This window comes from Acinetobacter sp. YH12076, from assembly GCF_013419525.1.
In the GTDB taxonomy this organism is placed as follows: Bacteria; Pseudomonadota; Gammaproteobacteria; order Pseudomonadales; family Moraxellaceae; genus Acinetobacter; species Acinetobacter amyesii.
Genome location: NZ_VOZY01000009.1, coordinates 114,803 through 128,868 on the forward strand (window position 1 = coordinate 114,803; position 14,066 = coordinate 128,868).

Annotated in this window: 15 protein-coding genes; 4 read left to right on the forward strand and 11 right to left on the reverse strand. The window is 41.9% G+C overall.

Annotation, left to right across the window (positions count from 1 at the left end; genetic code table 11):
• Positions 1 to 71 precede the first annotated feature (71 nt).
• Positions 72 to 884, reverse strand: a complete 813-nt coding sequence (locus tag FTU22_RS10770; RefSeq protein WP_180094407.1) for a sulfite exporter TauE/SafE family protein — start codon at positions 882 to 884, stop codon at positions 72 to 74.
• A 29-nt stretch (positions 885 to 913) separates the two neighbouring features.
• Between FTU22_RS10770 and FTU22_RS10775 the strand changes: the two genes are divergently transcribed.
• Together FTU22_RS10775 and FTU22_RS10780 are read left to right on the forward strand one after the other, a co-directional pair.
• The gene (locus FTU22_RS10775) at positions 914 to 1,669 is read left to right on the forward strand and encodes a biotin--[acetyl-CoA-carboxylase] ligase (RefSeq protein ID WP_180094409.1); all 756 of its coding nucleotides are present in this window, start codon (positions 914 to 916) and stop codon (positions 1,667 to 1,669) included.
• Positions 1,670 to 1,691: 22 nt separating this feature from the next.
• On the forward strand, positions 1,692 to 2,423 hold the full coding sequence (locus FTU22_RS10780) for a type III pantothenate kinase (RefSeq protein WP_111884792.1): 732 nt from the start codon (positions 1,692 to 1,694) through the stop codon (positions 2,421 to 2,423).
• A 1-nt stretch (position 2,424) separates the two neighbouring features.
• Here the strand turns inward: FTU22_RS10780 and FTU22_RS10785 are convergent, their stop codons facing one another.
• Positions 2,425 to 2,991 carry an alpha/beta hydrolase gene (locus FTU22_RS10785; protein WP_111884791.1) on the reverse strand — a complete coding sequence of 189 codons (567 nt, stop codon included), beginning with the start codon at positions 2,989 to 2,991 and terminating at the stop codon, positions 2,425 to 2,427.
• Positions 2,992 to 3,929: 938 nt separating this feature from the next.
• Positions 3,930 to 5,333: a signal recognition particle protein gene (ffh, locus tag FTU22_RS10790; RefSeq protein ID WP_180094411.1), complete on the reverse strand. Its 1,404-nt coding sequence runs from the start codon at positions 5,331 to 5,333 to the stop codon at positions 3,930 to 3,932.
• Between the two features lie 138 nt (positions 5,334 to 5,471).
• Here ffh and FTU22_RS10795 point away from each other — a divergent pair, with 138 nt between their 5' ends.
• On the forward strand, positions 5,472 to 6,281 hold the full coding sequence (locus FTU22_RS10795; protein ID WP_078191164.1) for an inner membrane protein YpjD: 810 nt from the start codon (positions 5,472 to 5,474) through the stop codon (positions 6,279 to 6,281).
• Positions 6,282 to 6,415: 134 nt separating this feature from the next.
• On the opposite strand, the gene FTU22_RS10800 is transcribed toward FTU22_RS10795, so the two are convergent.
• Positions 6,416 to 6,625: a cold-shock protein gene (locus FTU22_RS10800; RefSeq protein ID WP_067761877.1), complete on the reverse strand. Its 210-nt coding sequence runs from the start codon at positions 6,623 to 6,625 to the stop codon at positions 6,416 to 6,418.
• 449 nt (positions 6,626 to 7,074) lie between these two features.
• On the opposite strand from FTU22_RS10800, the gene FTU22_RS10805 reads away from it, so the two are divergent.
• Entirely contained in the window at positions 7,075 to 8,007 is a 933-nt protein-coding gene (locus FTU22_RS10805; protein ID WP_180094413.1) for a tRNA-dihydrouridine synthase, read from the forward strand.
• Between the two features lie 92 nt (positions 8,008 to 8,099).
• Here the strand turns inward: FTU22_RS10805 and FTU22_RS10810 are convergent, their stop codons facing one another.
• The 7 genes from FTU22_RS10810 to FTU22_RS10840 all read right to left on the reverse strand — a co-directional run bounded on the left by FTU22_RS10810 (position 8,100) and on the right by FTU22_RS10840 (position 14,049).
• A complete protein-coding gene (locus FTU22_RS10810) occupies positions 8,100 to 8,468 on the reverse strand; it encodes an SseB family protein (RefSeq protein ID WP_180023108.1) in 369 nt (122 codons plus the stop codon).
• Between the two features lie 62 nt (positions 8,469 to 8,530).
• Positions 8,531 to 9,184, reverse strand: coding sequence for a nuclease-related domain-containing protein (locus FTU22_RS10815; RefSeq protein ID WP_180094415.1), 654 nt, complete (start codon positions 9,182 to 9,184; stop codon positions 8,531 to 8,533).
• 381 nt (positions 9,185 to 9,565) lie between these two features.
• Positions 9,566 to 10,048, reverse strand: a complete 483-nt coding sequence (locus FTU22_RS10820) for a methylated-DNA--[protein]-cysteine S-methyltransferase (protein ID WP_180094417.1) — start codon at positions 10,046 to 10,048, stop codon at positions 9,566 to 9,568.
• Positions 10,049 to 10,085: 37 nt separating this feature from the next.
• A complete protein-coding gene (gene sugE / locus FTU22_RS10825; protein WP_078191206.1) occupies positions 10,086 to 10,403 on the reverse strand; it encodes a quaternary ammonium compound efflux SMR transporter SugE in 318 nt (105 codons plus the stop codon).
• Positions 10,404 to 10,457: 54 nt separating this feature from the next.
• Complete coding sequence (locus tag FTU22_RS10830; protein ID WP_078191168.1) at positions 10,458 to 10,775, reverse strand: multidrug efflux SMR transporter; 318 nt, start codon at positions 10,773 to 10,775, stop codon at positions 10,458 to 10,460.
• A 300-nt stretch (positions 10,776 to 11,075) separates the two neighbouring features.
• Complete coding sequence (locus FTU22_RS10835) at positions 11,076 to 12,095, reverse strand: copper resistance protein B (protein ID WP_180094419.1); 1,020 nt, start codon at positions 12,093 to 12,095, stop codon at positions 11,076 to 11,078.
• On the reverse strand, positions 12,082 to 14,049 hold the full coding sequence (locus FTU22_RS10840; protein WP_180094421.1) for a multicopper oxidase domain-containing protein: 1,968 nt from the start codon (positions 14,047 to 14,049) through the stop codon (positions 12,082 to 12,084). Before FTU22_RS10840 ends, FTU22_RS10835 begins: the two co-directional genes overlap by 14 nt.
• Positions 14,050 to 14,066: the final 17 nt, after the last annotated feature.

Genomic DNA, 14,066 nt, shown 5'->3' on the forward strand with positions numbered 1-14,066 from the left:
ACCTAATTGAACATGACATTGTCTGACAATCTTGTGTCAACAAAGCCAATTTTGTCAGTCAAAACGGACAATCAAGCGCCAAAGGCTTGCACACCTTGATAAATAAAATAGCAACCAACTGTTGTTAATAAGCATGCAAAACAACGCTTTAGCATAAATAGCGACAACATATGAGCCACTTTCACACCCAATTTCGCAGTGATGAAGCTCATTACACTAATCCCGATAAATGCATAAATATGGATATAACCAATGGTGTTGGGAACCACGATATCGGCTTGATGACCAAACCACATAAAGCCGAGGGCCCCAGCAATCGCAATCGGTAAACCACATGCAGCAGATGTCGCGACCGCTTTTTGCATAATGACGCCGTTTTTATTCAAATACGGGACGGTTAAGCTACCACCACCAATACCGAAGATCGCAGAAGCAATTCCAATACCACCGCCTGCTGCCATTTGCATGGCTTGTGAGGGTAAATGTTTATCCGGATCGACTGGTGTCGCTGCACCGCGAAACATTTTAAAGGCCACCCAGACCGCAAAAAAGCCAATCAACAGTTGCAAACCCTGCCCTGATAAATAATCTGCAATGCCTGCACCGAGAAATGAACCGATCACCAAACCCGGTGCCAAATTCCGAAAGACATTCCACAGCACGGCACCTTTTTTATGATGCGCCGAAACCGAGCTAAGTGAGGTGACAATAATCGTGGCTAAAGATGTGCCCACCGCCATGTGCATAATCACACTGGGATCATACTGAAGTTGGGTAAAGACGATGAATAAAATCGGTACAATAATCAGGCCACCGCCAACACCAAATAGCCCCGCAGCAAAACCAGCGATTGCACCAATCAGTAAATATATGATTAACTCCATCAATATTATTCCACAACTCTCAGATTCAAATGGATTTAGAGACCAGACACTTACAGCAATTGCTGAGCACAGTACCTCAACCGCCTGAAGTTTTATTACTGAAGCCCATTACTACATCGACCAATGACGATGTCCGTGAGATTGCCAAAAAAGGCATTCAGCATGTTTTGGTATGCAGTGAACAACAGACTCAGGGCCGTGGGCAACGCGATCATCAATGGGTCTCACCCGTTGGTAATATCTATTTAAGCACATTGCTGAATTTACAGACAGCGATAGATGGACGGCTTGCACTCGAAATTGCCTTAAATATCTTGCAAATGCCAAGTTTGCAAAATCTCGCATTACAAGTGAAATGGCCCAATGACCTATATAGCCCACAAGGCAAATGGGGCGGGATTTTGATTGAACCAATTTCGCCACATCAAGCGATTGTCGGCGTGGGCATGAACTTATTTTCGATTCCATCCACAGGAATTGAGCAACGCGCAACGTCGTTATCTGAACTCGGACTTCACTCGCCAAACCGTTTACAGTTAATCGCTGAACTCTATGCAGCGATTCAACTTGCAGGTGAATGGTTCGATCATAACTGCTATAACCTCGCTGCAAGATTCAACCATTATGCTGCATTTATGCAACAGCCTGTTGAGCTTGAACACCTACAAGGCAAAAGCCAAGGTCTCTTTCTCGGTATTGAAAATGATGGTTCGATCAACATCCAAACTTCGCAGCGCTTAGAAAATCATTTCCAAGGTCGCTTACGTTTAGCAGATCAATCATAAACAGGATTGCAAAGGCCTACTGATGAAAAAATTATGGCTCGATGTCGGTAATACTCGGCTGAAATACTGGATTACTGAACACGATCAAATCATAGAACATGCTGCGGAACTGCATTTACAGTCGCCTGCCGAACTCCTACTCGGTTTAATCCAGCACTTTAAAAGTTTGGACTTAGATCAGGTCGGGATTTCCTCGGTACTCGACAAGAAAAATAATGATCGGATTCAAAAAATTCTTAAATTTTTAGCCGTTCCTGTCACCATTGCCAAAGTTCATGCCGAATATGCGGGCTTGCGCTGTGCCTACGAAGATACCAGTAAATTCGGGATCGACCGTTGGCTGCAAATGCTGGCTGTGGTCAAAGACCCTACACAAAAATACTGTGTGATTAGCTGTGGAACAGCACTCACCATTGACTTAACGGATGGATTACAACATTTAGGTGGCTATATTTTGCCAAATTTATATTTGCAACGTGATTCGCTCATCCAAAACACCAAAGGCATTAAAATTCCAGATGCCATCTTTGACGAGCTGTCTCCTGGTAAAAATACCATCGACGCTGTTCATCATGGCATATTGCTCAGTTTGGTCAGCACCATTGAAAAGGTGCTTGATAAATATCCCAGTCGCTTAATTTTAACTGGGGGCGATGCTGCGCTATTTGCCAAATACCTGCAGCGCTTTACGCCTGAAGTCCATAATGATCTGCTTTTAAAAGGCCTGCAAAGCTATATTGGCCAACAACCGTAGATTAAGCCCGGATCAAATACGGCTCCACAGCATCCCAGACTTCAGGCAATTCGGTACAGCCTTCAGAGTCAATAAAATGCCCCTGATGACGCGCTTCAATCACCTGTGCATCTAGGCTTTTTGCCTGAGCCAAGCTGAATTCGGGTTGCACTCGCTCATCGCCTTTTGAATAGATCACTACCCGATGCTCAACCTGCTGTTTTAGCAAGTCAAAATCTATTTTAGCTGCATCAATAAAAGGATTCACCTGCTCTAGACGTCCCAAGCGGCCATTAAAACCGGCCGCAAGCACAAGAGCTTTTATGTTCTGATGCTGCAGTTTTTGCGACAGATAATGCAGTGCAGCGATACATCCCAAACTATGGGCAATTAATATAGAGTTTTCATTTAATGCGTCAATCTGCGCATCCATTTGCTTCATCCACACATTTAAGACGGGTGTTTCGGATGGATCAAGCCGAAGCACCTTGAGGCTGACGCCCGCTTTTTTTGCCTTTTGCGCGATCCACGGAAACCAATTCTCTTCAGGGCTCGCGGTATAGCCATGCACCACAATTACTTGCGCCATTTCATGCTCCATTCCTCTTTTTGAATTCAGTCTGAAATAAAAATTAAAGATTGAGGGTAAACAATTGTGAATTTTTGCAAAACTTGACTATTTGCTAGAACACTTTCATGAGCTGATTCAAAATATCCAGCAATTCTGGAAACATTATGAAGTCATAAAAGTCCTGTATTTTCCCTTCCGTGTTCCACCCTTGGATCACTATTGATAACTTCAGCGTGAACGGTGGCGGAACAAAAGGATCATTGCTGGACAGCATACGCACGGCCAATGGCAAATGCTGATGCAGCATATGACGGTTCAATTTGCATTTTAAAATAAAGCTGCCTAATTCAAAAAAAATTAAAGGAATATACAAATCCAGAAATAAAAATGCCCGCTTAAATCTTGCCTTACCGCTGGCTGAAATGCGCTGTCAAACAATACAGCGCTGTCAGACAACCCAAACTGTGCACAATAATAATTTTATTTTCATCGAGCTTAGGTATTTGCAGGGAAATAAACTTCTAACAATCGTCAAAATCTGGTTGTACTGCATTTGCCATATCAATGCGCCAAGAATAATGTCCTACCCCTTGCTGCTTTTGTCTCAATAAGGAAACTAATACTCATTAGGGGAAGCCTGATGAGCATGAATCAGATAGATGTTTTGGCTCTCTGGCGTATGAGGTGTATTCATTATTTGATGCTTATTTTGGGTAAAGCTTTCAATTTGCAGTTAGGCAAACTTTCACCTCTGTTTTAGACCTGTCATCTACACGGTCTCAATGTCAATTTCGCATGTTTTTGTAATGATTTAGCTCAATTGGTATTTATCAGTTCATATACAAATTCCTTCATCCAGTGCTTACTTATAATTCTCGTAGCAATTTTTTGAATGCGGTCTTATCAAATTTTAGCCATAAAAAAAGGCGCTGAATGCGCCTTTTTTTAAGTCCAAATTACTTCGGATCTTTACTGCCGAACAATGGACCCATGCCACCGCCGCCAAATTGTTTTTGCATATTGCCCAATGATTTCATCATTTTTGCCATACCCGTTGGGTTGGCAAATTTCTTCATCATTTTCGCCATTTGAGCATGCTGTTTAATCAGTTTGTTGACTTCAGAAACATCCATACCACAGCCTGCTGCAATACGTTTTTTACGGCTTGGATTCATCAAGTCTGGGTTACGACGTTCTTTAATGGTCATCGATTGAATAATCGCTTCCATTTTCTTCACTTGCTTTTCAGGATTTGCTTGTGCAATTGCATCTTGAATCCCTGAGTTGCTCATGCCTGGAAGTTTATCCAAGAAGCCCATCATGCCGCCCATTTTGTTCATTTGTTCAAACTGCATCAGCATATCTTCAAAGTTGAAGCTACCGCCTTTTTGCAGTTTTTTCGCCATTTTTTCGGCTTTTTCTTTGTCGATTTTACGTTCAACTTCTTCGACCAAAGAAAGCACGTCACCCATACCCAAAATACGCTGTGCGATACGTTCAGGATGGAATGGCTCTAGGGCATCGAGTTTTTCACCCATACCCAAGAATTTAATTGGCTTGCCAGTAATGGCACGAACAGAAAGTGCCGCACCACCACGTGCATCGCCATCTGTTTTTGTGAGGATCACACCCGTCAAAGGCAAGGCATCGTTAAAGGCTTTTGCCGTATTCGCCGCATCCTGACCCGTCATGGCATCAACCACGAACAATGTTTCAGTTGGCTTAATTGCTGCATGTAGCTCTTTAATTTCATCCATCATTTCGTCGTCTACATGTAAACGACCTGCTGTATCGACAATCAAGACATCAGCAAATTGAATTTTTGCTTGCTCAATCGCACGATTTGCGATGGTAATCGGTTTTTCGTCTGCGCTTGATTCAAAGAAAATCGCGCCAACTTCACCTGCAACTGTTTGTAGCTGTTTAATCGCTGCTGGACGATAAACGTCGGCAGATACCATTGCTACTTTTTTCTTTTGACGTTCTTGTAAGAAACGTGCAAGTTTTGCCGCAGTAGTAGTTTTACCCGCACCTTGCAAACCTGCAAGAAGCACAACAACTGGTGGTTTTGCCGCTAGGTCTAGGCTTTCATTCGCCTCACCCATCATTTTGGTCAATTCGTCATGAACGATTTTGACGAAAGCCTGCCCCGGTGATAACTGAGTCATCACTTCTTGGCCCAATGCTTCTTCCTTAACTTTCGCGATGAATTCACGAGTTACAGGTAACGCAACATCGGCTTCAAGAAGTGCCATACGTACTTCGCGTAACGTATCTTTAATATTGTCTTCGGTTAGCTGCCCTGAGCCAGTAACATTTCTTAAACTCTGCGTGAGTCGTTCTGTTAAGGTATCAAACATTGCAAAATCCGCTTAAAATAGCCATGAGCAAAAAATTGTTTCTTAAAATAGAAAATTTATGCATAGAATGCTATAGGATACTTTAGTTCTTGCAGAATTTATATAAATGAATATTCAACATCCTGAAAAAGGTTTGACATGATCAGTCTCCCCTTGGTTTACACGATCCTAGCATTAATCGCTTATACCACGTCTTTTTGGTATTTATTCAGCCATTTAATGTCTAAACGTGCGCCGAACCATTGGTTTATTGGTGTTGTACTTGGTTTAGGCATGTTATTGCATGCAGGTGTTTTATATAACGATATGTTGACGCCTATGGGTGTCAACTATGACGTGTTCAACCTGATGTCTTTTACTTCAGGTCTCATGCTATTACTCAGTGTATTATTTAGTACCTATCGGCCTGTGCTTGCGATGAACCTGTTGGGCATTCCTGTGGCAGCGACGGGATTGATTTTGGGCTTTGCATTTAGTCGACAAAATCAATTTATAGAACAACATTCACTGGGTTTAGACATCCATATTATTTTGTCACTTTCCGCATATGCCGTCCTGCTGATGGCAACAATTCAAGCGGTTATTTTGCGTTTACAAGACCGTGAACTAAAAAACAAGCAGAAAAAGCGTGTATGGGTGAGCCTGCTTCCATCCTTCCAAGCCATGGAATCTTTGCTATTTGATTTATTGATTGCTGGATTTGCACTACTGACCGTGGCGCTTGGGTTTGGTTTCTTCACCATCGATAACTTCTTTGCACAGCATTTGGCGCATAAAACAGCCTTTAGCATTATTTCATGGTTCGTCTATGGAGCTTTGCTTATTGGACACTATCGATTTGGCTGGCGTGGTCAAAAAGCTATTCGCTTTACCATTATTGGTTTTTGTCTTTTGGCAGTCGGCTTTATTGGATCTAAGTTTATTTTAGAAATGGTTTTGGGCCGCTAAGTCGACGATGAAACTATCTTAAGTTTTATTAAAAAGGGAGCTACGGCTCTCTTTTTTTATAGCTTGATTATTCACATAAAAACAGCAGGCATAAAAAAAGCGCTATACAGCGCTTTTTTTTCATTACGTCTAAATTATAGAGCAACGATGTTTACAGCATTCGGGCCTTTTTGACCTTGAGCGATGCTGAAAGAAACCTTTTGGCCTTCTTGCAAAGTTTTGAAGCCAGAACCAGTGATTTCGCTGAAGTGAGCAAAAACGTCAGGACCGTTGTCTTGTGCAATAAAACCGAAACCTTTAGTTTCGTTGAACCATTTAACTGTACCAGTAACTGTATTAGACATAATAATACCTATTAATTTGTTGATTTAGCCATTGGATGATGACTGACTATAACTTGGAAAATAATAAAGAATTGAACTTCATTTCTGTAAAAAACGAAGGATTATGACTAACACTGCGATACTTAAAGAAAATTTACGAAACAATACTTTTTTTCTAGTTGCAGCCATCATACATGAAATCTTAAAAGATTCAAGCACAGTATATGTTGTTGATTCCATTAAAAAACAACAGTATAAGCCATCTTCTTATTATTGCTATCCATATGTATTTACTCATTTTATTGTTAAAGTTTTATGTCAGTCAATACTTTACGACTTTGGTCCTAATTTCACCAAATAGTTACATAAAATCTTGTCATTTCGTATTCCGCGTCACCATAAGCACAAAACCTAGACATCCCTTTCAAAACCACGTATAACTCCGTTTTTCAATTTTTGGCTGTGTGACCGTGAAACTTGTTCTTGCGCCGATGGAAGGCTTAACCGATCCAATTATGCGAGATGTGTTGACGCATGTGGGGAGTTTTGACTGGTGTGTAACCGAGTTTATCCGTGTCACGGACTCTGTCCTGCCCGATCATATTTATCATAGCTATTGTCCTGAATTAAACAATGCAGGCAAAACTGCAGCAGGAACACCGGTTCATGTGCAGTTCTTAGGTAACAATCCCACTATGCTCGCGGCAAATGCTGTACGCGCGGTAGAACTTGGTGCCCCTGCGATTGATATGAACTTTGGTTGTCCTGCAAAAACCGTCAACCGCCACCGTGGTGGTTCAGTTCTGCTAGATGAACCTGAAGTGGTGTATGAGTTAGTCAAAGCTGTGCGTGATGCTGTTCCGAGTCATATTCCTGTATCGGCAAAAATGCGTTTGGGCTATATGGACCGTAACTTCACTATGGAAAATGCGCATGCCATCGAAGATGCAGGAGCTGCATGGGTTACAGTCCATGCGCGGACCAAAGCCGATGGTTATACCCCGCCTGCCTTTTGGGATCAATTGCAACCCATTCGTAAAGCATTGAAAATCAATGTGATTGCTAACGGTGAAATTTGGAATAATGCCGATGCCAAACAGTGCCAACTCGAATCCGGTTGTGAAGACCTAATGATTGGTCGTGCTGCGGTGACCACTCCTGACATTACACAGTGTATCCGTCGTAATACCGATGAACCGCTGATTACATGGCATGAACTACTTGGATTACAAATTCGTTTCTTAAATGGCTCGTATAAAAAAGAAATGAATATGGTCGGTCGTTATAAACAATGGCTCGGCATGATGTCGAAGCACTATCCAGAAGCCAAAGTCCTTTGGGATGAAGTAAAACGTGTCAAACCACTTGATGAAATCGTGCAAAAACTCAAAGCCGGTATGTAAGTTTTAAAGCACATCGCCCAATATGAAAACGAAAAAGTGTGAAAACACCTATCTAAGCGTAGCCGCAGAGCCTTTGATTATACCTACAGTGTTCAAAGGCTTTGTTGTTTGGCAAACTCTAATATTGCGTCGATCTCATCTGCCAAGAACTCTTTAGGATGTTCCGAAGTCGGGTTCATCACCAAGCTTGCGCCTTTGGTAATCGCAAATAATTTTTCAGCACTGATCATGACAAACTCTGCATCTGCACCAACATCCTGTTGAAGCATCGCAAGACTCAGAAAAAATGGAATGGCTTGCTCGCCTTGCTCCGTTTCCATCAATTGAAAATGTAAATGCTGCTCTGTATCACGCTCACCCAAACAATATACTTGGCTGGCTAAAAGTTGCTGATAAAAGTCTTGGTATTGCTCAGGATGATCTAAAGTCGATTCATAAAGATGTTGAAGCGTGTCGTTCATTGTTATTGTCCGTCTATTTTTATCAGTCAGATACTGTTCACAATCCACAGCATACAGGAAGTTTATGAATTATGCCGTTGATTTAAATCTTCAACGTGCTGTCGATTTGTTTTCCACGATTTTTCTAAAATTTCTTTTTCTAAACGCAACTGTATTCGTTTAAGTTTCATTTCAGAGACCACGGGTTGCTGAAAGGTTTGAACATAGTCCACCCAAGCTGTACCCCGAAATACATTCGACGGCATCTCTGTTTTAAACACTGCTTCAGGCATAAAAACAATCACAGAATGCATATTGTCTTTATCCACAATATCGCTTAACACCTGTTCTAACACTTTCATATGTTTATAATTTTGGTGAATTGGATTTTGAAATTTAAAACTTTTTTTATAAATCTTTTGCGTCCATTGTTTTTGTCTCTCGCTCCCAAAAATCCAGCCCTTATAGTTTTTAGTTTCAATCACAAACACACCAAATGGGCTTAAAAGAAGATGATCAATTTGAGTTGTAGCTCCTTCGCCATCTGGTAAGGTCAAATCATTTAACAATATATAATGGTCTTTCAAATAAAGTTTGACATGAACGGCGACAGCAAACTCCCCCATTTTCCCCTTTAAATAAGGTTTAAATGCTTTGATTGCCCCCACAATCAGTAACAATGGAATTAGCCACCAAAACGTCGAAATGAGCGGTGCAAAAATTTGAGAAATATTCATTGATTTGATTCATTACTTTAAATTACTGATATTACCCACATAAAAGTAATTTCGCATTTTTAAATGATTTTTAAGCCTATTCGCCGGAGTCTTACATCTAGGGTTTAAATAAAGGGATTAGCCTTCGGCTGGAGGTACTTTTGTTTCGGCAAAATGAGAAGCGAAGCTTCGCAAGGAAACCATCTTGCGGAGTAATGCTCCTCACCGCAAAACTCGTTCACCACCGTCAAATTATTCAAAGCATCGCAAAAACATTTTTGATTAGGCGGCATCCTGTCTCAAACACTTGCGGATGACGTTAACGCGTATCGTTCTTTCTTTGAAGCGAATTGTGCTTTGATGTTACTGCGTAACATCAATTAAATAAGTATATTTTCTATTTTATTGTAATTTCTCAATTTTTAACAATATTTCTTTATTTTCTAGACCGCCTGCAAAACCCACTAATTTTCCATTTGCGCCCACGACACGATGACAGGGTGCAATAATTGAAATTGGATTTTTACCGTTGGCTGCACCGACAGCACGTACGGCTTTGACATTGCCGATCTGCTCTGCAATTTGTTTATAGCTGCGAGTTTCTCCAAAAGGAATCGTCAGTAAAGCTTGCCAAACTTGTTGCTGAAATTCGGTACCTTCAAAGTCTAGCGGCAAGTCAAATTGCTGTCTTTTACCTGCAAAATATTCATTTAATTGCTGTGCAGTTTTGAGCAAAATCGGGTGTTGCCGATCTTCAACCAAAGCCGCCAATCGCACACGATTAGGGTTTTCATTTTCCCAAAGGACAGCCACCAATGCGGTTTCATGTGCAACAAGTTTTAATTGTCCAACGGGCGAATTTAAAAACTGATAAGAAAGTTGCATGAGATACTCCAAGCTCAAAATCGCAGCACTTCATTATTCAGGAGGACGATAATTTCATCAAGACTAGTCCTGAAATAATCAGTACCGCAGCTAGCATGCGCATGGCATTGGCAGGCTCACCCAATACAACGATCCCGAGGATAAATGAACCCACTGCACCAATGCCGGTCCACACCGTATAGGCTGTACCCAGCGGTAAGGATTTCATTGCATAAGACAATAAAGCGAAACTTGCGATCATGAAAACAATGGTCAAAATACTTGGCGTCAGTTTGCTAAAGCCTTCAGAGACTTTCATACAATAGGCCCAAACCACCTCAAGTAATCCCGCTACAATTAATAAAACCCAAGCCATATTTTTACCCAAAAAAAAGCACAGGGATCAATGACCGCTGTGCTTTAGAACATATTAACTTGAAGATAATTTCATCAAGATTAGACCCGAAATGATCAGTACTGCGGCTAACATCCGCATGGCAGTTGCAGGCTCACCGAGTATAAAAATACCCACGAGAAATGAGCCAATCGCGCCGATTCCTGTCCAAATGGTATAAGCTGTTCCCAGAGGCAACGTTTTCATGGCATAGGCCAATAAACCAAAGCTCAGGATCATAAAAAATAAAGTGACTAAACTTGGGCCAAGTTTTGTAAAGCCTTCTGAGAGCTTCATCGAATAGGCCCAAACGATTTCAAAAATACCAGCGAATACCAGAACAACCCAGGCCATGATGCCTTCCTCCATATTAGTAGAGTCAGGTCGTCCTGACGATTTTTCTTACTGGCTTCGAACAAAGATGTAAGGGAGGTCGTTCCTCCGAATATTGTCTCAGTATAGCAAATATGCTGAATTTTAGTGCAGTCTTTACATTTTTTGACCAAATTCAGGGTGTTATTCAGTTGAGTAAAACTCTAGTGCAGATGATTTGCGCCAAAACATAGCATGTCTGTTCAAAGGACAGATTCATAAATAAAAAAGGCATCACCAAAACCTGTTGATGATGCCCTCTTTATTTGGTCTATTTTTCTATTAGAACTTCAGACGAAGGCCTGCGCCATACCACCAGTGTTTTTCACTTCCAGTTTCAGCTTGCCATGCCGTATGCTGATTTCCTTTTTCGTAGCTGTAAGCAACATCGATAAAGGGCATTAACTTTTTATTGATTTCATAGCGTGTTTCTAGCCCTAGCCATACAGAACTGAGTCCTGTTTTTTGTGCATAAGCAGAGTCATCACTCAGCACCACATCTAGGTTTAGATACGGTTTTAAAATCAATTTTTGCGTCAGCAGCAAATCACGTTCGGTTTCTAAAGAAAAACTGACCTGTTTATCTGCACCAATATATAAATAAGCATCGGTTTCAAAGAAATACGGTGCCAGACCATGCAGACCCACCGCAGCATCTAACTGTTCTTTGTCCGTCACTTGATGTTCATCGACCCGATAACGGGCACCAATTTGCGCATCCCAAAAGTCGGAGATCATACGGCTATACATCACTTGAGCCGCATAATCAGCGTCTTGAGATTCTGCTTTATCCGCATGTAATTTGATGAAGAGCTTATTTTCATCGTTCCCGATTCGACTCTCAATTTCGGTCTTTAAACTTCCACTGCCATCGGCATTATTGAGCCATCGATTGTCTATCTCAGTCGCTTGATAAATCTGTCCACCATGTTCACGCTTATGATCAACAGGATGCTGCGCAGAAGTAGTACGTGACGCAATAGATGATGCATTTGCATGTTCTGCATGTTCTGCATGTTCTGCATGTTCTGCATGTTCTGCATGTTCTGCATGTTCTGCATGTTCTGCATGTTCTGCATGTTCTGCATGTTCTGCATGTTCTGCATGTTCTGCAGTATGCTCTATCTGGCTCGATTCAATCCCTGTTTGCATCTCTTGATGCGACGAATCATGTGAGGAATGCGACTCATGTTGAGCTGACATCGGCATGCTGTGATCTGCATCTTGCGCCATGGTCATTTGAGTGACCGATGCCAATGCTAAACTCAGTACCGTATATGTGCATGGTTTAATGGTGCGCATGAGACACCTCCTTTTGCGGTACAGATGCCGTTTTCGTATTCTCTGCGACATTTGCGACCACAAGTTTATTCATCATCCCTGCAGACATGTGATACAGCAAGTGACAATGAATCGCCCATTCCCCTAATTCATTGGCCGTTAACAGAGCAGTCACTGTTTTCCCTGGCGGCACAATCACCGTATGTTTATTTGGCATTTCAGAAGACATTTGCCCATTTTCCAATTGCATAAACATGCCATGTAAATGCATCGGATGTGCCATCATGCTGCCATTGACAAATTTCAGGCGAATTCGCTCACCATATTTCACTTGTAGTGGTTCGGCTTCGCTAAATTTTTTGCCATTCATGGTCCACATATAGCGTTCCATCGTTCCACCCAAATGAATGACCAAGTCTTGCGTCGGTTCACGTGTATCAGGCTGCGGGGTTAACGCTTTTAAATCACTATATTGCAGTGCCTTATCACCGACAGGTGTTGAAGCATTGGCCCAGCCCATAACCGTTGCTGAATTTTCAACTGCCTGCTTCTCCTCTTTAGACTGTGCATGCTCCATCGCTGTATGCATATCATGTTTCATGGATGAATCTATTGAGGTGTGGTTCATAGATGAATGATCCATATTGGCATGCGCTGAATCAGACATGTTCTGTTTATGCATATCTGGATGCTGCATAGTAGTATGTGCAGTCACTGGAGAATGGTCCATGTCATGTCCCATAGCTGCATGATCATGAACTTGTTTCGGCTGAATATTTGATGGATTGACAGTATGCGCGCTGTGCTCATGAGCATTCGCTTGTTGGCTTGCTGAAATTTGGGTTGAACCTGTAGCAGTATGTCCCATGTTGCTATGGTCCATACCTGACATTGAACCATGCCCCATATCTTCCATGGTCAGCAAAGCGCGTGGCCGTGCTTTTGGTATACGAATACCTGAGTGCTGAGGCTGCGTTTCATCATGTAAAGTGCCAATCGCAAATCCAGTCCGATCAATCGACTCAGCTTCAATCTGATAATGCGCAGATTTAGGCTCTACGATCACATCATAGGTTTCTGCAGCACCAATGCGAAATTCATCCACAGCGACCGGCTTGACCGCTTGACCGTCTGCACTGACCACCGTCATTTTGAGCTGAGGAATACGCACATCAAAAAACGACATAGCCGCAGCATTTACAAAACGAAGTCTGACTCTTTCATTGGGCTTAAACATCCCTGTCCAGTTCTGCTGTGGTGTTTTGCCATTCACTAAAAACGTATAACCCGTTACATCAGACAAATCCGTTTTCAGCATACGCATCTGATTCCACATTGAACGATCTTGCCAAGTGTTTTTTAAACCCGTTCGTTGAATTTGCGTCCATACATCTGAAACTGTTTCACGCTGATTTTGATAGTATTCGGCAGACTTTTTCAGATTTGCCATAATCTGAGCGCTAGATGATTCATGAAAATCCGACAGCATGACCACATAATCACGTTGTGTCTGTTCATGTGCGGCAAGTGATTGTTTACCTTTCGGATAAATCACTAAAGCGCCATACAATCCGTCTTGTTCTTGACCTTTGGAATGCGCGTGATACCAATAGGTTCCGCTTTGACGTACTTTAAATTTATAAGTAAAGCTACCATCAGGCTGAATTTCATTAAAACCATTAAAGCCGGGTACACCATCCATTAAGCCGGGCAGCAATAGACCATGCCAATGCACTGAGGTATTTTGTTTTTTGAGCTGATTATGTACATGGATGACCGCATCATCGCCTTCTTCAAACTCCAGTAAAGGCGCTGGAAACTGACCATTGACACTGATTTTCTTGACTGCTTTACCAGTCAAATTGATGGTCTTTTCATCAATATTCAGATGATATTCTTTAATGGCTGCAAACGCCCACGTTGGAGACAGCAGACACACCCCGAGCACGAGGCATGATTTAGATAAATTAGACATGACTTAACCTTTATAAA

What these genes read in the sequence shown, in the direction of transcription:
- FTU22_RS10770 (WP_180094407.1), bottom strand. Translation starts at nt 884, where the DNA reads ATGGAGTTAATCATATATTTACTGATTGGTGCAATCGCTGGTTTTGCT.
- FTU22_RS10775 (WP_180094409.1), top strand. Translation starts at nt 914, where the DNA reads ATGGATTTAGAGACCAGACACTTACAGCAATTGCTGAGCACAGTACCT.
- FTU22_RS10780 (WP_111884792.1), top strand. Translation starts at nt 1,692, where the DNA reads ATGAAAAAATTATGGCTCGATGTCGGTAATACTCGGCTGAAATACTGG.
- FTU22_RS10785 (WP_111884791.1), bottom strand. Translation starts at nt 2,991, where the DNA reads ATGGCGCAAGTAATTGTGGTGCATGGCTATACCGCGAGCCCTGAAGAG.
- ffh (WP_180094411.1), bottom strand. Translation starts at nt 5,333, where the DNA reads ATGTTTGATACCTTAACAGAACGACTCACGCAGAGTTTAAGAAATGTT.
- FTU22_RS10795 (WP_078191164.1), top strand. Translation starts at nt 5,472, where the DNA reads ATGATCAGTCTCCCCTTGGTTTACACGATCCTAGCATTAATCGCTTAT.
- FTU22_RS10800 (WP_067761877.1), bottom strand. Translation starts at nt 6,625, where the DNA reads ATGTCTAATACAGTTACTGGTACAGTTAAATGGTTCAACGAAACTAAA.
- FTU22_RS10810 (WP_180023108.1), bottom strand. Translation starts at nt 8,468, where the DNA reads ATGAACGACACGCTTCAACATCTTTATGAATCGACTTTAGATCATCCT.
- FTU22_RS10815 (WP_180094415.1), bottom strand. Translation starts at nt 9,184, where the DNA reads ATGAATATTTCTCAAATTTTTGCACCGCTCATTTCGACGTTTTGGTGG.
- FTU22_RS10820 (WP_180094417.1), bottom strand. Translation starts at nt 10,048, where the DNA reads ATGCAACTTTCTTATCAGTTTTTAAATTCGCCCGTTGGACAATTAAAA.
- sugE (WP_078191206.1), bottom strand. Translation starts at nt 10,403, where the DNA reads ATGGCTTGGGTTTTATTAATTGTAGCGGGATTACTTGAGGTGGTTTGG.
- FTU22_RS10830 (WP_078191168.1), bottom strand. Translation starts at nt 10,775, where the DNA reads ATGGCCTGGGTTGTTCTGGTATTCGCTGGTATTTTTGAAATCGTTTGG.
- FTU22_RS10835 (WP_180094419.1), bottom strand. Translation starts at nt 12,095, where the DNA reads ATGCGCACCATTAAACCATGCACATATACGGTACTGAGTTTAGCATTG.
- FTU22_RS10840 (WP_180094421.1), bottom strand. Translation starts at nt 14,049, where the DNA reads ATGTCTAATTTATCTAAATCATGCCTCGTGCTCGGGGTGTGTCTGCTG.